This is a genomic window from Shewanella sedimentimangrovi (genome assembly GCF_017354965.1).
GTDB classification, from domain to species: Bacteria; Pseudomonadota; Gammaproteobacteria; order Enterobacterales; family Shewanellaceae; genus Shewanella; species Shewanella cyperi.
On the sequence record NZ_CP071502.1, the window covers coordinates 1,483,811 to 1,501,598 of the forward strand.

Genomic DNA, 17,788 nt, shown 5'->3' on the forward strand with positions numbered 1-17,788 from the left:
GTCCCTCTTATACGCCTTGTATGGTTATTTAGGAAAACCATCTACTTTCACAGCTTTCAAACCTGTCTTGTGCCACTCTGTTTGTTCTGCGCAGAATATTTGGGCATCAAGTGTTTTGGATGGTTCTTCGTTTAAAGATCCCGCTGGTACGATGAGGGATTTCCCACTTTGAGTCAGAAATGGCAATCCAGAACCACATTCCGTACAAAAAGCCTTAGAAAATGAACGTGTAGGATGGTCATAACGTTTTATTTTGTCTTCACCTTGTGTCCACTCGATGTTAGACGGAGAGGTAAACAAATTCGATGCATGAGCCGAACCTGTCAATTTCCTACATTGTTCACAGTGACAGAAAAAAAATTTTCCGAAGTCATCTTTAAGTTTAAAGGCAACACTTTCACAGCAGCAACCACCAGTAATTTCTTTATTCATCGCAAACCTCCATTTTTTCGTGATTCAAACACAGACATAATGCTCCCCTGTGTGCTCGTCGGCTCCCGTGTTTTCTCGTGGGTTAGTTATAAACCCGCGGCGCAAGGTTTGTTGAGCTTTCACCGTAAAGACGGGCAAACAATTACAGGAGGCCGACAAGTCTCAAACTAACACACTTTCTATCTGATTGGACGTACACGGGTCAACCACAGGCGTGGCCTGGGTTTCTAAAAAGCCGGCCGAAATGATGTGTGGCAACGTTCGATGTTTGGAGCTCATCGGCAAACGCACAGCGATTGGCATGCCCAGCGCGAGTGCAGCTATCATTTTGTAGCGCATCTTTTACAGATATTTCCCAATCCTTGAAATAGCTGAAACAAGCGAATTGTAGTATTGGTTTGTACTTAATTTTTCAGTTTGGTATGGAACCGAAGGACAAACCATTTTATTGGGGTGCGAACAGATATCCAGATAAGCAATGTAAAAAACAGTGCTGAAAACCATTTAGTGAATAGGGTGTCCTTGTGATATTGCTTTCCATTAGCTTTTAGTTCTATCAATAAATTGTTATCTTTAAGATGTTTCCCGATAATAGGACCGTCTTGGATTTCATCTTTATACAACTCACAGAAGTTGTAATTTTTAGTCATATGATAGCCAACACCATCAGCAAAAAATGAACAGTATATTGAGGCCTGGTTATGAAGTCTTTTGTACATGTTATTTGACTGTGTTTTAAGTCTACTTCGGCAACATTTGTATTGGACCAGATATTCGATAGCCAAATTGTAGTAACTACTGTAAGCACTAGCAGGATTATGATATCAGTTTTATGTTTTAGCCAAATTTTTTTCATTTTTTCTTCTTGAAAAATGACACGAGGACAGATACCTCCACTGAAAGCCCCAATAGCGTTTGTAAGACCTTGTGAAAGCTAATCATTAATTAAAAAGCAGCATTGGTCGCCCACAGACTTGCCATGAAAAGTAACGAGGAAAAACTGTACTCGGTGAGGGGGGGACACCTGAATCGGCAGAATAGGGATTGACGGAATGCCACAGTTACTTGTTATGTTTCATTGTTTGCTCGGAGAAAGCGTAACAGTGCACCTAAATGCAGAAGCATTAACCCCATAAGAATTATTGAATGATACTGCGCTAACTCTGCGAAGTTTTGCAAATCTCTGTGTTTTTGTGACTCTTTTTTGCTTATTTCTGAAACCAAGCTAAGAGCCATTTCCTTTGATAAAGGGGCTTTCGATTCATCTATCGCGTTCGATAACACAGATACAAATTTTTGAGAGGTTTCAAATGACCTATCCGTAAGAAATATGTTTTGTAACAAGTAATTTGGGAAAAAGTACGCAGAAACGGAATACAGTATTAAAAGAAAAAATGTTAAATAAACGAACCTAATCTTCATTTTTATCCCTGAAACATAACGCTCGCCTAAACGGCGAGCAACTTGTTGCGAGTCCAGCGCATGAAATGCGCGATGTTTGAGGCGTTTGTTAGGCATTTTTTCTAATGAATAGTGTGTTTTCGCTTTCACTTTTGAAAAGGCCAATTTCGTGGACGGCTAAATCAACAATTTGGTCTAACCGAGAACCCGAATGCCCCCACACAACTCCCTCATATTGAAATGGGAACTCAGAACCGTTTGGGTTTTCACTGTGAATATAGATTGAACTATCCATCGTATCTTCTTTTACTAGGGCGAAACATTGAACTTCGCAGCCACGGTGCTCTGTAATTGACTCAGCTACTTTCAGCATTTCATAGGTTAATTCATCACAGCGTCGACGGTTTTCTGGCCTCGAATTACCTTTTCCATCCCAATCTGGATGGGTATGCCATAAATCAAACCACTCATTCGTATCGAGTCTATCGAAAGCTTCACGACATCTCGCTTCCATTTTTTCCCAATATCGATTAATTCTTTTTTCGTATCTACGATCCATATGACTAGTGATGCCTAACGCCCCGGTAAGGGGCAACCGAAACGTAGTGTAGGTTGTCCCGCGCAGGCCGCGTCTTTTGCGGCCGGAGTGAACTTGACCGGTTTGTTATGTGTTTTACCTGAGGCGAACATGCCGGGCCACCTTGCTCTCTAATAAACGGACCAATATGGGGTCCATTCTGTCGTAATTATCAGGAATATCTAGGCAGACAAGCTTTTTACCAGTTAGAAGCTCTTTAAATTTCTTTGAAACCTTATTTTTGTGAGTTTTCTCCATTACAAAAATAATATCTGCCCATTCAATTAGGTCGCCACTAACAGGGGTTTCTGCATCAGCATTAGTTCCTGCCCCAATGGCATTAATCCCTTCGTAGGTGGAAAAAACCTCCTCTCCCGTTGGGCTTCTCAATCTATTTTCGCTACATACGAACAGAAGGTTCATCAGATTCTCTTTAACACATAACGCTGCCCGCAGCGGCGAGCGTAGCGAGTCCTGCAGCCGAAGGCTGCGTGTTGGCGGGCCTTGTTAGGAGTTTTTGTACTTTCTAACTGCAATCGAACCACCTATGAAAACCAAACCTAAAATTACTGATAATGGCCAATAGCCCATCCATTGAATTGGCAGACCAGATGGATCTTGTGGTAAGAGCCACATGCTTGAAATCAAAACCAGAGCCAAGGTTATACCAATAAAACCAGCGTGTATTGCTTGATTAGAAGCTTTAAACAAAACCATGAACATTGAATGTAAAAAATAGGGTGCACCGTAGAAAAGAACACCATAAATAAACAATCCAATAAAACTAGCTTGGTTTTCATTGCCTGTAATTAAGGCATAGCCAGCAACTAACAAACCAAAAATTATCGGTATAGTTAGATATTTGGGAATAAGCTTCATGCCCCAATACTCCTAACGCCGCGCTAAGCGGCAAGTAACACTTGGCTATAATCTGCGAGGTACGATCACGAGCCAAGTGTTACGTGTCCGTCCATTTTTAAGCGCCTTGTATGGCATTATCTCCGAACAACCAAATTATTGATTCTTCAAGCAGTTCAGAACCATGCACTAGATTATGGCCTTCTGAACCAAACTCAAATTTATAGTCATATCCCTTGAACCTTAATGCTGATTCCATTTGCTTATTACCCAAAGCCCAATTTCCATAACGTGTATCCAAGTCATTTTCACCACTTTGAAAAAAGATCCTTATTGGCTTGGGTGATTCATTTCTAATCAGGTATGGATATTTTCCACCGCCTCTAATATCAACAAAACTGCCACAGTGACTTAAAACATTTCCAAACAAATCAGAGCGAAACCAAGCAATTGACCATGCGCAGATACCACCAGAGCTGAAACCAACTGTTGCTCTTTTATTTGGATTAGAAGAAATATTAAGGCCAGCTAATGCCTCAGGTAAAAGTTCATCAACCAAAAAACGTGTATATTGATCACTAACAGTATCATATTCAAAACTACGTTGCGTATCTGGATGGTGTTCAGGCTTAGATGGCGATTCAAAGAAACCTGGTTCGACAAAAACACAAACTGTAGGTGGAATTATTTTTGAAGCCACAAGTCTGTCAATAATGTCAGGAACACGCATTGGCTTATCTTCGTCAATGTAATAATAACCATCTTGAAAGACCATCAAATTTGCTGGGACTTCAGTACTGTACAGATCTGATACGTAAACCCAATAGTTTCTTACTGTTCCTTCGTATATACGACTACGAAAGGTTTTCTTATCCAATTTGTTTGTATACATCTCTCGCAGGCTACTCCCTAAATGCCTAACGCTCAAAGCAAGCGCGCGGTACGCGTCGCTTTGCCTTTGCTTGTTATATGCGATTGCATTAAATTTTGAACCTTTGAAACGTTTTTTTGGCGATGAATAGCATCAAGCCAAAAAGCGCGAACATGACAAGGCCAAAACTACCAAAAAACAGTGTTATTTCTATATCTGATAACTCACTGCTGCGAATAGGCTCATTGATATCAAAATTCATCAAGTCACCTAATACATAGGTCATTCCTGTGCTTAATCCGGTAAACAATGGCAATAAGACAAGATAAACGCATACCCTAAAAAAGCGTTTCTTTTCGCTAAATGGAGCATCAATTCGGTAGTTGAAATTTGAGCTCAATATCTACTCCCATACGAGCATATAACGCCGCCAGCACAGGCGAGTGAAACGAGTCCAGCCAGCTTGCTGGCGATTGTGGCTGGCTTTGTTATGTGATTTACCTATAGTGCTCAATTTTGATGCCTTGGAACTCATCACGAGCTTTGCAAAAAGATACAGCTTGTCGACCTATAAGTGGCGCCCAATATTTTGGCTCCACGGTTGTTTGATTCTGTAATGATTCCAGAAAACCTACAGAAATAAGATTTGATACGTATTCATCCCCTTCACTTAAGAGCGTTTCCACTAAAAGAAATAGCTCCTCAGTATTTTCGTAATTGCCTTCAGATATATTCTTAATAAGTAAATTTGACAGGTCTGACATCAAAATATAATAGAGAAACTCACCATCATTACTTATCCAAGATTCGGCATTTTTAGCGAACGCATCTCTAAACCCAGGATAGGTTTTGGATAGCATTTTTAATGATTCATCTATATTAATCATGTTTCGTAATTCATTTCACATAACGCCCACATAACCGGCGCGCCGCAGTTTGGCGCATCCGACGAGCGTAGCGAGTGTAGTTGATGTGGTTGTTAGGTTGCATTGTTCTTACGTTTTCCAAAGAATGCTCTTCTATCATTAACTTCTGCAAGTGTACACCACTGCACTAAACCTAGAATTGCTGCGCAAAATGCACCAAGTAATGTGCCATTTGGAATAATTAATATAGATAACAAGGAAAGTGGAAAACCAGTGATAATGAGCAACAAATGTGAACTAATACCTAACTCCCCATTATTACTTAAAAACATTCCATAGGCCGCTAGCAGAACCCAGAGTAAAGACCAAGCGCTATAAAACAGCGCAACCTTTTTAGTTATTTTCATCATATTGCAACCTAACATTTTAATAATGAGAATGCTCATTTATCACCTATGACCAGTGTAAAGCGAGCATGTGAATTAGTTTAATAATTATTACGTTACGTTATTTTGTCCATATAAATTTACGACGAAATTGAGCATTCTCGTTATCTCCCCTATGTGCTGCACGTTATCTCGCGACAACAACTCATCAACATACTGATTTAAAACATAATAATATTTTTACTGACTGGATAACCGAACGGTTTATCGGGTCAATTCTGACTTGAAATCGCGAAAATCTCGATAATACTGTATTTATATACAGCAATTGGAGATTACCATGAGCCAGAGTCCCTTTCTTCGCGCTGTCAGAGATGATATGCGTCTGCGCGGATATAGCATACGCACCGAACATGCTTATCTGCATTGGATCAAGCGGTATATTCTCTTTAACCATAAGCGCCATCCAGAAACCCCTGGCGCAGAAGAGATCGCCGCATTTTTAACTTATCTTGCTGTTGAACGCCATGTCGCAATTAACACGCAAAAAGTTGCGTTGAATGCTTTGGCGTTCTTATACCAAAAGTTTTTGCGTATCGAGCTGGGTGACCTTGGCTTTTCTCTGGCGACCAAGCAAAGGCGTTTGCCTGTAGTACTCTCGGTTGTTCAAGTCGCGCAAATTATTGCTGAACTTGATGGGGCAGCATCTCACATTGTTCAAATGCTCTACGGCAGCGGTTTGCGCGTTTCCGAGTGTCTGCGTCTGCGGATCCAAGATGTGGATCTAGACAGACTATGTGTCACTGTGCGCGATGGTAAAGGTAATAAAGATCGGCAAACGTTGCTCGCGGCATCCTGTATTCCATGGCTGCAATGGCGGATATCCAACAGTATTGCCATTCAACAAAAAGATAATGCGCTTGGGGTAGGTCCCTCTTTGCCCCATGCACTTGGGCGCAAATATCCTTCCGCTTTTCGCAGCCCTGCTTGGATGTTTATATTCCCGAGCACGACGCTATGTGCACATCCCGTAACCGGTGAACTTTGTCGTCACCATTTACATGAAAGCTTGGTGCGAAAGGCGCTGTGCATCGCTGGACAAAAAATTGGACTCTGTAAAAAAATCAGCTGCCACACCTTTCGCCACAGTTTTATAAAATACTTCCCTATATTTTCCCCTTCGGGCCAGCTGAGCTGTTCAAATTCAGTCCCGCTGAATTTGTGCCACTCATCTTTTGCAGGCTGGTTACGATATTCGAACAGTGCAGGAGTTGCTTGGCCACAACGACGTCAAGACAACTCAAATATACACCCACGTGCTGGGGCAACACTATGCCGGAACAGTCAGTCCGTTGGACCGTTTGGCTTGAGTCTGTTGTTGTCCTGGCAATCGTCCGGCAATCGTCCGGCAAGTGGCATGGCTACCGCACGGGTTGAAGTGGTTTTCCTCATCCCTGAACCTTGTTTTATCTCCTTGAATCAGCATCTTGGCAGAGGTGGTGGCTGTTCGGCAAGCTATAAATTTGATGTACAGCTTTGTCTTTGGTCTTAGGTAGCACATTGGCCGGAGCGGAACGCCATTGAACAAGCACTGCCGCACCAGTGACCATCGGCGACATGGTCGCTCAATCACATCCATGTGATCGCGACATTCGACCATCCATGGTCAGCAGATGTCGCCGTTGAGCCTACAGGGATGCTGATGTTTAAACCAAGAGTCGGCGTGTCACTGGGGTGGAAGTGCGAAAGGTCGCTCGTTCGCATCCATGCGATCGCGACATTGGTGCATCCATGCACGGCACCCACGGCAGGGGGATAAGCGTGTCGACAGACAGCGAGATGAACAGTTTCATCTCGCTAGCGGTCCCCGAAGGCCTCTGGCCGCCACGCGGAGATGAGTTGCATCCAATGCTGGATGTCAGGACAAAGCAAAAGATAGCCGCTTTGCCAGCGGCAGAAAGTCGCGGCCTCCCAGCCTGCCTCCGGGCAAGGGGCTGTGCTCATCCAAAGCCCCTTGCATCCCAAAGGATGCCCCCGAACGGAGCCGAAGGCCCCTCGGGTTTATGGGCGAAAGGGTCAACGCGACAGACTCTCGGATTTACGTCCATATAAATCCACCCCAGTTCGGCCTCCGTGCCTCGCGTTCGTGAGCTTGTCGCTGCGCGACACTCACCCTGCTCGACTGTCGCTACCTCGGCAAATCCTCCATGGACAAAAGCCAGTTCACCATCCATGGTTCGCGCTCATGAGCACGCTTGCCGTGGGCAAGCATTCGCCCTCGCCACGCCATTTTCAGCAACGTCCTCGACTCTGGCTCCTGCTTCGTCCTAACTCCTGCATCCATGCAGTCGTCGGCGGCTCCAAAGGGGGATTCGGATGCAACATTGCGGCATTGCCGCTTCTGCGACTATTTGCAGAGGCATTGGCCTAGCCATTGGCTACCTGAGCGTTAACCCCGTCAATACGTGGCGATTCATCTTGGTTCCTCGCCAGGTATTTGCTCCTCAGCTTGAGGAAGGGGCGCTCGACAGTGAGATACAGGATTGCGGCGCCGGCCAGGACTGCGCCGCCGTAGACGACAAAAGCAAGATAGTCGTTGTCAACCAGCTGAGGGCCAATCAGGGTTTTAACCATCTGAAATACCGACTTATGGGTCAGGTACATGCTGTAGGCCAATGTGGCCAGCAAGGCTGCGCCCGGCACCTTGAATTTGCCTATGAGCGAGCTGGTGCTGGATGCGGCTGCCACTATGAAAGCCAGGCTGAATGACAGTAAGGGAAAGCCAATCACAGTTGCCGTGAAGCCGAAGCGCTCCTTGAAAATCCAAATCGTCAAACCAAGTCCGGTCAGACCCACGAGCAGCACCTTATTGCCATGCTTGACGACAAGCTGCCAATGATGGGGTTTAAACACCTTGAGACCGGCCAGCAATGCCCCGGCCAAGAGGCCATCGAGTCGGTTATAAGTGGGGTAATAGATGTTCTCAACGTAAGAGCGATAGACGGGAAAGGTATCGAGCTTGGTCAGCCAAAGGTGACCCCTAAGTGCCATGCCCAAACCGATAATGGCAATGGCAAGTGCAAGCACCTTGGTGGTACTGCTTCTGTTCAGCAGCAACCATACGATGAGCGGGAAAAACAGGTAGAAATGCTCTTCTACACAAAGTGACCAGACATGGGAGAAGGTGTTGGTGCCCACGTCCACCTGCAGGTTGACGGAGAAGCTGAGAAATTGCCACAGCGGCGGTAATCCGTGTCCTTCCCGGGTAAAGGGCAGTAAAAAATACAGTAATACGACCACGGCGTACGCCGGCAGGATCCTGAAGGCCCGGCTGATGTAAAACTTGCCTATGTTTAATTCCCGCCGTTGTGCGATTGGCTTTAATAATTGCTCGCCAATTAAAAAGCCGCTGAGCACGAAGAAGAGATCCACCCCCATCCAGCCGAGAATGGAAAAGTCTCTGAAGGGCATGCTGAGTCCGGCACCGGCCGTATGAAACAGCACTACCCACACAATGGCAATTGCCCGTAATAAATCAAGTCCTGGAAGCCTGGTCATTTCATTCCCTGTGTATTTATCCCTGCCGACCCCGCTGTAGAGGATTGGTCATGCTTTTTTGACGGGCCATAATGCCGCGCTCTTCAGCCTTTCTCAAGCGTTCAGTATGGGATCCAGAAATAGACCACGGACATTAAGGTCTTGACCTCTGTTGCCGCCGCTTTGGCACTGCCGGATTCAAGGCCGGTGCGCGGCAATGTCGTTAGCTAAATCACGGTAGCCAGCATCTTGATGCTCAGGGCCAGGGACACCAGGCCGAAGATGCGTTTCAATTGCACATCGGGCAGATTGTGGGCGCAGCGGGCCCCCAGGGGAGCTGCGGCTATGCTCGACACTGTGATGATGAGGAAAGCCGGCAGATAGACGTAGCCCAGGGTATAGGGGATGGCCGAGGTATGTGACCAACCACTCACCATGAACCCCAGGGCGCCGGCGATGGCGATGGGAAAACCTATGGCAGCAGAGGTGCCTATGGCCTGTTTCAGCGGTACGTTTTTATGGCCCAGGTAAAGCAGGCTGAGAAAGCCACCGCCGACGGCGGCCAGGGCCGATACCGAGCCTATGGTCAATCCGGCGAGCAAGAGCCCCGGTGGGCTGGCGGGCGATTGGCTGGGCCTGGGGCGCCAGTTCATAAACATCTGCAGTGCAATCACGGCCATAAAGAGCGAGAAGAACAGGGCGATAAAGGCCGGGTTGATTTGCGATGACCAGCGCGCCATCAAAAAGGCGCCGGTCAGGATCCCGCCGGCCATAAAGCCGACCAAGGGCCATTGCACCGCGCCTCGGGCGGCGTGGGCTCGAATGCTGGCGGCCGAGGTAATTATCATGCAGGTCAGTGCCGTGCCAAGGGCCAGGTGGATAACCTGGCTTTCTGCCATCCCCTGATAGCCGAACAGCATGGCGAGCAGCGGCACCAGTATGCCTCCCCCTCCCACACCTAATAGTCCTGCCATAAAGCCGACAAAGCCGCCCAGGGCCAGGTACAGCAATATAAATTCGATAGTTAACATACACACCTCACCTTTGCCCCGGAGCAATACGCCCCGGCTCAACATGGCCGTCAATTTGGATAGTTCAGGTTATTCATTTCCGGGTCCCCGACAGGACTTGGCTCTTGTCTTCGGGACCTCTGTGGCATAGCCTACAAGTTAAAGTCGACTTTAAGTCAATGGTGTTTTTCACCGGCGTGGCAGATGGCTTGCTATAGGGCTATTTCTGAGCTGCATGGTGTGAAACACCGGGTGAAGATAGTTTCGGGAGCAAAGACATGATGGATATAGCTGAGGTGGCCAAGGCCTCCGGACTGCCGGCATCGACCCTGAGGTATTACGAGGAAAAGGGCCTGATCCAGGCCTGTGGCCGCAGTGGTCTGCGGCGACAATTCAGCGATTCAGTATTGGAGCGCCTGGCGCTTATCTCCCTCGGTGGCGCCGTGGGTTTCAGCCTGGATGAGATGGTGCGCATGTTCAGCACGGATGCCGGCAGCATAGACAGGGGCCTGCTGGTGGCCAAGGCCGATGAACTGGATCGCAGGATTAACGAGCTGGTGGCCATGCGTGACGGCCTGCGCCATGCGGCCGAGTGCCGCGCCGCCAGTCATTTCGAATGCCCCAAATTTTTGCGCATACTGAAGGTGGCTGGCCGTGGCCGTTCAAGGTCACCCAATAAACTCAAGGCCGCCCGGAAAGCCTGACGTTAAGTAGATAAGTAATAAGTAAGTTTTAAGCATTAAAGCCACTGCAAACCGGGATTGGGGCGGGCTTTAAGGGCCGCCAGCCGGGATTGCAGGCTGCCCACATGGATCTCCAGCTGGTGGCCGTCGGGATCCAGCAAATACAGGGATTGGCCTTCGCTGCGATTGTGTTTCCATTCATTGACCCCGGCACTGCGCAGTCTGGCGGCAAAACCCGGGAAATCGGCTTCGGCTATGTCAAAGGCAATATGGCTGTAATCCCGGGCGGGCAGGGCGGCGTCGCATGAAAGGCACAGCCACAGTGCTCCCAGACTCAGGTAAGCGCCATTGTCCCAGCGCACCTGGGCCCGCATGCCAAGCAAATCCACATAGAAGGCCAGCGAGGTATCCAGAACCGTCACCGCCAGGGTAAGGTGATTAAGGCCCGTCAGCATGCTTGTTCTCCAATGAATTCCATTTTCAGATCAATATGCTGTCATAGTTCATCCAAGATAAGCAAACAGGCCGGGAAAACCTGTAACAGATGCTGCACTCGGCAATGAGTGGCCGAAACGGCATTGACGGAAACGGCACTGACTGCAACGGTACTGACAGAAAGTACAGTGGCACTAAGTGCCATGTTATACTGACCGGCCTGATTTCACTGTCCCCAAGAGCGTTTTCCTTGCCAGCCGAATCTTCGACCGCCAGCCCTGAGTCCCTGAAAAGAGCGCCCATGAATTACCAGCCCCAGGAAGGCTCGCATCTGGAATGTGAGCTGGTGGAGGTACGTGGGACCCTTTCGCGGCTGGCGGCATTGCTGACCGAGGCGGCGCCCCTTTGGACGCCGCGCAGTTTCGAGTGGCGCGAGTTGCCCTGGCGGGCGCAGTTCCCGCACCTTGCAGAGATGTTGTGGCGGCTTGATGATGAAGAATTGGAAGCACTGGATGCGGATCAGCAGCAATTGCTGGAAAGCCTGTGGCCCAGCCTGGCGCAAGATCTTGAGACCAAAGCACTTGAGTCACAGGGTATTCCTGTGGTCACTGATGCGAGCAGGCTTTTATCGAACATCCCTGTGTGGGACAAGGCGCTGTTCAACTGGCGCCTGACGCCCTATCCCGAAATGAAGGGCGAGCTGTTGCCAAGGCAGCAGGAGGTGCACCTGGCCGCCGGAATAAAGGGCCGCAAGTGGCAGCAAATAAGCCGTTTTGCTTCTCTGGTGGCGATGGAGCCCTGCGAGCTGCCGCTGCTGGAATGGTGTGCCGGCAAGGGCCATCTGGGGCGCCTGCTCACAGCCGCTACCGGCCGAGAGGTGCTGAGTCTGGAGTGGCAGGCGCAACTCTGCGTTGCAGGTGAAGAGGAGGCCAAACGCCGCGGTCTCAAGCAGCACTTTGTCTGCGCCGATGCCTTTGCCGCCAGTGAAGATGTGCTTCAGTCACACCAGCACGGGGTGGCGCTGCACGCCTGCGGTGAGTTGCACCTGAACCTGATGCGCCGGGCGGCGCGGGCAGGCACCCAGAGGCTGTCGATTTCGCCCTGTTGCTATCATCTTATTCCTTCCGGCGATCTTGAGCCCATCAGCCAGAGTGCCAAAGCGCTTAATTTCCGCCTCGACCGCCACGGCCTGCAACTGCCGCTCAATCACAGCGTGATTGCCAATGCCAAGGCTCGGGCCGACAGGATGCAGGAAGTGAGCTGGCGCCTGGGCTTTGACAGCCTGCAGCGCCAATTGCGCGGCACAGATGAATACCTGCCGCTGCCATCTGTGCGCCAGAGCCAGTTGTCCGGCAGCTTCGAGGCGTTTTGCCGCTGGGGCGCCGAGGTGAAGGGCCTGGAGTTGCCCGACGAACTGCCGCTGGAGCCCTTCCGCCTGGAAGGGCAGCAGCGCCGCCGCCTCACCGCCCGCATCGATGTCGCCGCCCACCTGTTTCGCCCCGTGATAGAGCGTTTTCTGCTGCTGGACAGGGTCGCCTTTTTGCTGGAATCCGACTACCGGGTGCGCCTCGGTGCCTTCTGCGAACAGCAGGTGACCCCTCGGAATGCGCTCATTCAGGCGGTGCGCCGCGGCTGATGGCCACGGACGCAGTGCTGTTAAGTGCGATTTTTTATTGAATACCCCGGCGATTCTTGGTCAAATGTCGCCAGTTTGTGGCGCCGCGCCACCTTATAGATAAGAAAAACACGGCCACCAAGGCCCGAGAGAGCGATTGGCTTTTAATGAAATATTCCCGCGTGTTTATCAACAGCCTGGCCTATGAACTGGCGCCGGAAGTGGTGTCCAGCTCAGAGCTGGAGCAGCGCCTGGCACCCCTGTACCAGAAGTTTCGCATTCCCATGGGCCAATTGGCGGCCCTGACCGGCATCAACGAGCGTCGCTGGTGGCCCAAGGGACACAAGCTGTCCGACGGTGCCATTGATGCCGCCCGCAAGGCCCTGGCCGAGACCGGGCTGAGCGGTGATAACCTGGGGGCTTTGGTCTATACCGGGGTGTGCCGCGATCAGCACGAACCCGCCACCGCCTGCCGCATTGCTGCCGCCCTTGGGGTTGGCCGCGAGACCGCCATTTACGACATCAGCAACGCCTGCCTCGGGGTGCTGTCCGGCATTCTCGACATTGCCAATCGCATCGAGCTGGGCCAAATTCGCGCCGGCATGGTGGTGTCCTGTGAATCGGCCCGCGACATAGTGGACGTGACCATAGACAGCATGTTGGCCGAGCCCACCATGCAGAATTTTGCCCAGTCCCTGGCGACCCTCACGGGTGGCTCAGGGGCCGTGGCGGTGATCCTTACCGACGGCAGCTTTGAACTGGCCACCGACCGCAACCATCAGTTACTCGGCGCCAGCCATTTGAGCGCCCCGGAACATCACCAGCTGTGCCAATGGGGCCTGCAGGAAGCAGGACATAAGCTGTACCGCGAATTTATGCGCACCGACGCCGTGGCCCTGCTCAAGGAAGGGGTGGAGCTGGCCAAGCACACCTGGCAACATTTCCTCGCCCAGCGCGACTGGCTGGTGGAGCAGGTGGACAAGGTCATCTGCCATCAGGTAGGCGCCGCCAACCGTAAACAGGTGCTGAGCGCCCTGTGCATTCCGGAAGAGAAAGAATTTCCCACCTTCCAGCTGCTGGGCAACATGGGCACTGTGTCCTTGCCCGTATCGGCGGCCATGGCCCATGACCAGGGTTTCCTGCGCCGGGGCGATCAGGTGAGCTTCCTCGGTATAGGCTCGGGACTGAACTGCATGATGCTGGGGATCCGCTGGTAATGGACATGAAGATGGAACACACGCTCGAGCGCCTGCTGCCGTTCGCCAGAAACTGGTTTCACAACAAGGGTAACCGCATTCACTATGTGGATGAGGGCCCGGCGACGCCCAAGGGCACTGTGGTCATGGTGCACGGCAACCCCAGCTGGAGCCTGTACTACCGCAAGCTGATTGGCGCCCTGAAACAGGATTACCGCTGCATCGCCATGGACAACGTCGGCTGCGGCCTGTCGGACAAGCCCAGCGACAAGGGCTACGACTACACCCTGGCACGGCGCATCGACGATCTCGACGCCCTGCTGGATAAGCTGGGTGTCGATGGTAAGGTCACCCTGGTGGTGCACGACTGGGGCGGCATGATAGGCATGGGCTACGCCGCCAAACACCCGGAGCGCATCGAGCGCCTGGTGATCCTCAACACCGCCGCTTTCCACATACCAGAGACCAAGGCCTTCCCCTGGCCGCTGTGGATCTGCCGCAATACTTTGCTCGGCACTGTGCTGGTGCGTGGCTTCAACGCCTTCGCCGGTATTGCCTCCTATGTGGGCGTCAAGCGCAAGCCCATGGACCCTGAGCTGCGCCGGGCCTACGTGGCGCCGTTCAACAGCTGGGCCAACCGCATTTCTACCTTAAGGTTTGTGCAGGATATTCCGCTGTACCCCAGGGACAGGGCCTTTGAGCTGGTGAGCAGCATAGAGCAGAGCCTGGGCCAATTTACCGATACCCCAACTTTGATCCACTGGGGCCTGAAGGATTTTGTGTTCGACCGCCATTTCCTTGAAGTGTGGCGCCGGAAACTGCCCCAGGCCGAAGTGCATGCCTACGAGGACTGCGGTCACTATATACTGGAAGATGCCAGTGACGAGGTCATAGCTTCCGTGTGCCGTTTCCTCGGCCTCGATGTAACAGGTGCAGGCGTCAGTGTCGCCGATGCTGTTGAAGCGGATACAGATAAAGCCGATGCCGACAGCGCCAAGAACGCCGAGGCCAGTGCACACAGCGCCGGGGCCCAATGATGGCCAATCTCTGCCGCCATTTGCGTGAGGCCGCCCAGCAGCGCCCCAATGAGCTGGCGGTGGCGGTGCAGCAGTGTCGCCTGGGCAAGGTATCCTACCTTGAACTGACCCAGGCCGAACTTGAGCGTCGCAGTGACGCCATAGCCCACGGCCTCAATGCCATCGGGCTCAAGGCCGGCATGAAGGCTGTGCTGATGGTGACCCCGGGGCTGGACTTCTTTGCCCTGACCTTTGCCCTGTTCAAGGCCGGCATTATCCCTGTGATGGTGGATCCCGGCATGGGCGTGCGCAATCTCAGCCAATGCTTTGAAGAAGCCGCCCCCGATGCCTTTATCGGTATTCCCAAGGCCCACCTGGCCCGGCGTCTGTTTGGTTGGGGCAAGCACAGCATAAAGCAGTGTATCCGCGTTGGCGGCGGCCGTTTAATCTCAGGTGCGGGCGAGTCGCTGGCGGCCTTAGAGGCCCGCGGCGCATCCATGGGGGCCTATCCCATGGTGACCCTGGATGAGGATGCCCTGTGCGCCATACTGTTCACCAGCGGCAGCACCGGCATTCCCAAGGGCGTGGAGTACAGCCACGCCATGTTTGAGGCGCAGATCTCCGCCCTCAGACAGGACTATGGCATCAGCGCCGGTGAGCGCGACCTGTCCACCTTTCCGCTGTTTGCCCTGTTTGGCCCGGCGCTGGGCATGGCGTCCATAGTGCCGCACATGGATGCCAGTCGCCCCATCAAGGCAAGGCCCGAACTCTTGTTCGCGGCGATCCGCGACTATGGCTGCAGCAATCTGTTTCTCAACCCGGCGTTGCTCGACAAGCTCGGCCGGGCAGGGGAGTCAGCCGGACTTAAACTTGCCAGCGTCAGGCGGGTGATTTCCGCCGGTGCTCCGGCCAACCTGGGTGCCATAGCGCGCTTTGCCGCCATGCTGGCGGAAGATGCGCCCATCATCAATTCCTACGGTGCCACCGAGGCCTTGCCCATCGCCCGCTGTGACACCAAGCAGTTGCTTGAAAGTGCCGAGCGTACCGAGCAGGGCGGTGGCATCTTGGTGGGCAGGCCCATTGCCGGGGTACAGCTTGCCATCATAGCCATCGATGAAGCTGTCATAGCCAGCTCCCATGACTGGACAAACCTGGCACCCTGGGAGATAGGCGAGATAGTGGTCAAGGGCCCCATGGTCAGCCGTGCTTACTATCAGAGGGCCGAGGCCAACATGCTTTCCAAGGTGGCCGATGCCGATGAGATAGGCTGCCTGTGGCACCGGATGGGCGATCTCGGTTATCTCGACGATCAGGGCCGCCTGTGGATGTGTGGCCGCAACGCCCACAGGGTGGATGCCACCGCCCAGGGCGCCTTTGCCAAGCGCTATTTCTCCATTCCCTGCGAGCGGATTTTCAATACCCATCCCCAGGTCAAACGCTCGGCGCTGGTGGGCGTGCACAGGCACGGCGACAAGATCCCGCTGGTGTGTATCGAACTCGACAAGTCCCAGGCCTGCGGCAATGCCAAGCAGCTGTACCGCGAGCTCAGGGAACTGGCCGAGCAGCACGAGCTGACCCGCGGCATAGATTATTTCCTTATCCATGAGGGCTTCCCCATGGATGTGCGCCACAATGCCAAGATTTTCCGCGAAAAGCTGGCCCTGTGGGCGGAAAAGCAATTGCACCTTTGAAGCCCTAACAAAAGCCTGATAACGCCAGAGATCCCTTTATGACGACAACAGCCGTGGCCGCAGCAAGCCGGTTTGCACTCCATCCCAAGCATCTGCAAGCCGCCACCGAGCTTGGCAATCAGGTCAAGCGGGTGCTGGTGACCGGCGCCGGTGGCTTTCTCGGTAAGGCCCTCTGTCGCCAGTTGCTGCAGGGCGGTATTCAGGTGGTGGGGCTCGCCCGCTCAGACTATCCAGAGCTTGTCGCCATGGGCGTGGAAATGCATAAGGGTGATGTCGCCGATCCCGCCGCTGTCGCAAAGGCCATGGCCGGCTGTGAGCTGGTATTCCATGTGGCCTCCAAGGCCGGAGTTTGGGGAAGTCTCGACAGTTACCGCAGTGCCAATGTCGACGGCGTCGCCGCTGTGCTGGCCTGCGCTGCAAGTCACGGCGTCAGGGCACTGGTCTACACCAGCACCCCCAGCGTGACCTTTGATGGCGTGGATGAAGACGGCATTGACGAATCGGCACCCTATGCCAGGCGTTTTCTCAACCATTACGCCGCCACCAAGGCCGAGGCCGAGGCCATGTTGTTGGCTGCCAGCTCACCCGAGCTGCCGGTGACGGCATTAAGGCCGCACCTTATCTGGGGCCCGGATGACGCCCATCTGGTGCCCAGAGTGCTGGAGCGGGGCCGCACCGGTAAACTCAAGTTGGTGGGGGCCGAAGATAAGCTGGTGGACACCATCTATGTGGACAACGCCGCCCATGGCCATGTGCTGGCGGCACAGGCGTTGCTGAAAGACAACAGCCCCTGCGCCGGCAAGGCCTATTTCCTCAGTAACAATGAACCCGTGACCATGGCGGAAATGCTCAACCGTATCCTGGCCTGCGCTAATCTGCCGCCGGTCAGCAAAAGGGTGCCGGCCGCTGTGGCCTATGGCGTCGGTGCGCTGCTGGAAGGCCTCTATGGCCTGCTTGGCAAGCGCGAGGAGCCGCTGATGACCCGCTTTGTGGCCAAGCAACTATCCTGCAGCCACTACTTCGATATCTCCGCCGCCCGCCGTGACCTGGGCTATGAGGCCCATATCAGTCTCGACGAGGGCATGACGCGCCTGGCGGAGAGCCTCAGGCCAAGCTAAGCCAAGCTGAGCTGGAACAAGTAAAGTTAAACCAAGTCAAACCAAACCTGGGCCAGTCGCCGCGGGGGCCGCGCCATGGTTGCAGTTGTCTCCCTG

The 17,788-nt window shown here is 52.4% G+C and carries 18 protein-coding genes and 1 pseudogene; 7 read left to right on the plus strand and 12 right to left on the minus strand.

Features of this window, described 5'->3' with window-relative positions; translation table 11 throughout:
• Window positions 1-24: 24 nt before the first annotated feature.
• The 9 genes from JYB85_RS06245 to JYB85_RS06285 all read right to left on the minus strand — a co-directional run bounded on the left by JYB85_RS06245 (window position 25) and on the right by JYB85_RS06285 (window position 5,451).
• Complete coding sequence (locus JYB85_RS06245; RefSeq protein ID WP_207381500.1) at window positions 25-432, minus strand: GFA family protein; 408 nt, start codon at window positions 430-432, stop codon at window positions 25-27.
• A 1,068-nt stretch (window positions 433-1,500) separates the two neighbouring features.
• Window positions 1,501-1,983 carry a hypothetical protein gene (locus tag JYB85_RS06250; RefSeq protein WP_207381501.1) on the minus strand — a complete coding sequence of 161 codons (483 nt, stop codon included), beginning with the start codon at window positions 1,981-1,983 and terminating at the stop codon, window positions 1,501-1,503.
• Window positions 1,943-2,392 (minus strand): hypothetical protein, encoded by a 450-nt coding sequence (locus tag JYB85_RS06255; RefSeq protein ID WP_207381502.1) that lies wholly within the window; start codon window positions 2,390-2,392, stop codon window positions 1,943-1,945. The genes JYB85_RS06250 and JYB85_RS06255 overlap by 41 nt, the downstream gene beginning before the upstream one ends.
• Window positions 2,393-2,506: 114 nt before the next feature.
• Window positions 2,507-2,833: a low molecular weight protein tyrosine phosphatase family protein gene (locus JYB85_RS06260; RefSeq protein WP_207381503.1), complete on the minus strand. Its 327-nt coding sequence runs from the start codon at window positions 2,831-2,833 to the stop codon at window positions 2,507-2,509.
• Between the two features lie 84 nt (window positions 2,834-2,917).
• Window positions 2,918-3,289, minus strand: a complete 372-nt coding sequence (locus JYB85_RS06265) for a hypothetical protein (RefSeq protein WP_207381504.1) — start codon at window positions 3,287-3,289, stop codon at window positions 2,918-2,920.
• Between the two features lie 97 nt (window positions 3,290-3,386).
• A complete protein-coding gene (locus JYB85_RS06270) occupies window positions 3,387-4,160 on the minus strand; it encodes an alpha/beta hydrolase (protein ID WP_207381505.1) in 774 nt (257 codons plus the stop codon).
• Window positions 4,161-4,248: 88 nt separating this feature from the next.
• Complete coding sequence (locus JYB85_RS06275) at window positions 4,249-4,539, minus strand: hypothetical protein (RefSeq protein ID WP_207381506.1); 291 nt, start codon at window positions 4,537-4,539, stop codon at window positions 4,249-4,251.
• A gap of 97 nt (window positions 4,540-4,636) precedes the next feature.
• Window positions 4,637-5,026: a DUF7674 family protein gene (locus tag JYB85_RS06280; protein ID WP_207381507.1), complete on the minus strand. Its 390-nt coding sequence runs from the start codon at window positions 5,024-5,026 to the stop codon at window positions 4,637-4,639.
• Window positions 5,027-5,118: 92 nt separating this feature from the next.
• Window positions 5,119-5,451, minus strand: coding sequence for a hypothetical protein (locus JYB85_RS06285; RefSeq protein WP_207381508.1), 333 nt, complete (start codon window positions 5,449-5,451; stop codon window positions 5,119-5,121).
• A 280-nt stretch (window positions 5,452-5,731) separates the two neighbouring features.
• On the opposite strand from JYB85_RS06285, the pseudogene JYB85_RS06290 reads away from it, so the two are divergent.
• A pseudogene (locus JYB85_RS06290) lies at window positions 5,732-6,761 on the plus strand (integron integrase).
• Between the two features lie 1,057 nt (window positions 6,762-7,818).
• Here JYB85_RS06290 and JYB85_RS06300 read toward each other — a convergent pair.
• The gene (locus JYB85_RS06300) at window positions 7,819-8,949 is read right to left on the minus strand and encodes an acyltransferase family protein (protein WP_207381509.1); all 1,131 of its coding nucleotides are present in this window, start codon (window positions 8,947-8,949) and stop codon (window positions 7,819-7,821) included.
• A 206-nt stretch (window positions 8,950-9,155) separates the two neighbouring features.
• Entirely contained in the window at window positions 9,156-9,959 is an 804-nt protein-coding gene (locus JYB85_RS06305) for a sulfite exporter TauE/SafE family protein (protein WP_207381510.1), read from the minus strand.
• A gap of 260 nt (window positions 9,960-10,219) precedes the next feature.
• On the opposite strand from JYB85_RS06305, the gene JYB85_RS06310 reads away from it, so the two are divergent.
• Window positions 10,220-10,642: a helix-turn-helix domain-containing protein gene (locus tag JYB85_RS06310; RefSeq protein ID WP_207381987.1), complete on the plus strand. Its 423-nt coding sequence runs from the start codon at window positions 10,220-10,222 to the stop codon at window positions 10,640-10,642.
• A 35-nt stretch (window positions 10,643-10,677) separates the two neighbouring features.
• Here JYB85_RS06310 and fos read toward each other — a convergent pair whose 3' ends face one another.
• Window positions 10,678-11,076, minus strand: coding sequence for a fosfomycin resistance glutathione transferase (gene fos / locus JYB85_RS06315; RefSeq protein ID WP_207381511.1), 399 nt, complete (start codon window positions 11,074-11,076; stop codon window positions 10,678-10,680).
• A 281-nt stretch (window positions 11,077-11,357) separates the two neighbouring features.
• Between fos and JYB85_RS06320 the strand changes: the two genes are divergently transcribed.
• The 5 genes from JYB85_RS06320 (at window position 11,358) to JYB85_RS06340 (ending at window position 17,692) form a co-directional block, all read left to right on the plus strand.
• On the plus strand, window positions 11,358-12,692 hold the full coding sequence (locus tag JYB85_RS06320) for a methyltransferase (RefSeq protein ID WP_207381512.1): 1,335 nt from the start codon (window positions 11,358-11,360) through the stop codon (window positions 12,690-12,692).
• A gap of 146 nt (window positions 12,693-12,838) precedes the next feature.
• A complete protein-coding gene (locus tag JYB85_RS06325; RefSeq protein WP_207381513.1) occupies window positions 12,839-13,888 on the plus strand; it encodes a 3-oxoacyl-ACP synthase III in 1,050 nt (349 codons plus the stop codon).
• A gap of 11 nt (window positions 13,889-13,899) precedes the next feature.
• Window positions 13,900-14,904: an alpha/beta fold hydrolase gene (locus tag JYB85_RS06330; RefSeq protein WP_207381514.1), complete on the plus strand. Its 1,005-nt coding sequence runs from the start codon at window positions 13,900-13,902 to the stop codon at window positions 14,902-14,904.
• Entirely contained in the window at window positions 14,901-16,574 is a 1,674-nt protein-coding gene (gene oleC / locus JYB85_RS06335; protein WP_207381515.1) for an olefin beta-lactone synthetase, read from the plus strand. Before JYB85_RS06330 ends, oleC begins: the two co-directional genes overlap by 4 nt.
• A gap of 38 nt (window positions 16,575-16,612) precedes the next feature.
• Window positions 16,613-17,692: an NAD-dependent epimerase/dehydratase family protein gene (locus JYB85_RS06340; RefSeq protein WP_207381516.1), complete on the plus strand. Its 1,080-nt coding sequence runs from the start codon at window positions 16,613-16,615 to the stop codon at window positions 17,690-17,692.
• Window positions 17,693-17,788: the final 96 nt, after the last annotated feature.

Excerpts from the sequence above, each read along its gene's own strand:
- JYB85_RS06245 (WP_207381500.1), bottom strand. The coding sequence starts at position 432 with ATGAATAAAGAAATTACTGGTGGTTGCTGCTGTGAAAGTGTTGCCTTT.
- JYB85_RS06255 (WP_207381502.1), bottom strand. The coding sequence starts at position 2,392 with ATGGATCGTAGATACGAAAAAAGAATTAATCGATATTGGGAAAAAATG.
- JYB85_RS06260 (WP_207381503.1), bottom strand. The coding sequence starts at position 2,833 with ATGAACCTTCTGTTCGTATGTAGCGAAAATAGATTGAGAAGCCCAACG.
- JYB85_RS06265 (WP_207381504.1), bottom strand. The coding sequence starts at position 3,289 with ATGAAGCTTATTCCCAAATATCTAACTATACCGATAATTTTTGGTTTG.
- JYB85_RS06270 (WP_207381505.1), bottom strand. The coding sequence starts at position 4,160 with ATGTATACAAACAAATTGGATAAGAAAACCTTTCGTAGTCGTATATAC.
- JYB85_RS06280 (WP_207381507.1), bottom strand. The coding sequence starts at position 5,026 with ATGATTAATATAGATGAATCATTAAAAATGCTATCCAAAACCTATCCT.
- JYB85_RS06285 (WP_207381508.1), bottom strand. The coding sequence starts at position 5,451 with ATGAGCATTCTCATTATTAAAATGTTAGGTTGCAATATGATGAAAATA.
- JYB85_RS06300 (WP_207381509.1), bottom strand. The coding sequence starts at position 8,949 with ATGACCAGGCTTCCAGGACTTGATTTATTACGGGCAATTGCCATTGTG.
- JYB85_RS06305 (WP_207381510.1), bottom strand. The coding sequence starts at position 9,959 with ATGTTAACTATCGAATTTATATTGCTGTACCTGGCCCTGGGCGGCTTT.
- JYB85_RS06310 (WP_207381987.1), top strand. The coding sequence starts at position 10,220 with ATGGATATAGCTGAGGTGGCCAAGGCCTCCGGACTGCCGGCATCGACC.
- fos (WP_207381511.1), bottom strand. The coding sequence starts at position 11,076 with ATGCTGACGGGCCTTAATCACCTTACCCTGGCGGTGACGGTTCTGGAT.
- JYB85_RS06320 (WP_207381512.1), top strand. The coding sequence starts at position 11,358 with ATGAATTACCAGCCCCAGGAAGGCTCGCATCTGGAATGTGAGCTGGTG.
- JYB85_RS06325 (WP_207381513.1), top strand. The coding sequence starts at position 12,839 with ATGAAATATTCCCGCGTGTTTATCAACAGCCTGGCCTATGAACTGGCG.
- JYB85_RS06330 (WP_207381514.1), top strand. The coding sequence starts at position 13,900 with ATGGAACACACGCTCGAGCGCCTGCTGCCGTTCGCCAGAAACTGGTTT.
- oleC (WP_207381515.1), top strand. The coding sequence starts at position 14,901 with ATGATGGCCAATCTCTGCCGCCATTTGCGTGAGGCCGCCCAGCAGCGC.
- JYB85_RS06340 (WP_207381516.1), top strand. The coding sequence starts at position 16,613 with ATGACGACAACAGCCGTGGCCGCAGCAAGCCGGTTTGCACTCCATCCC.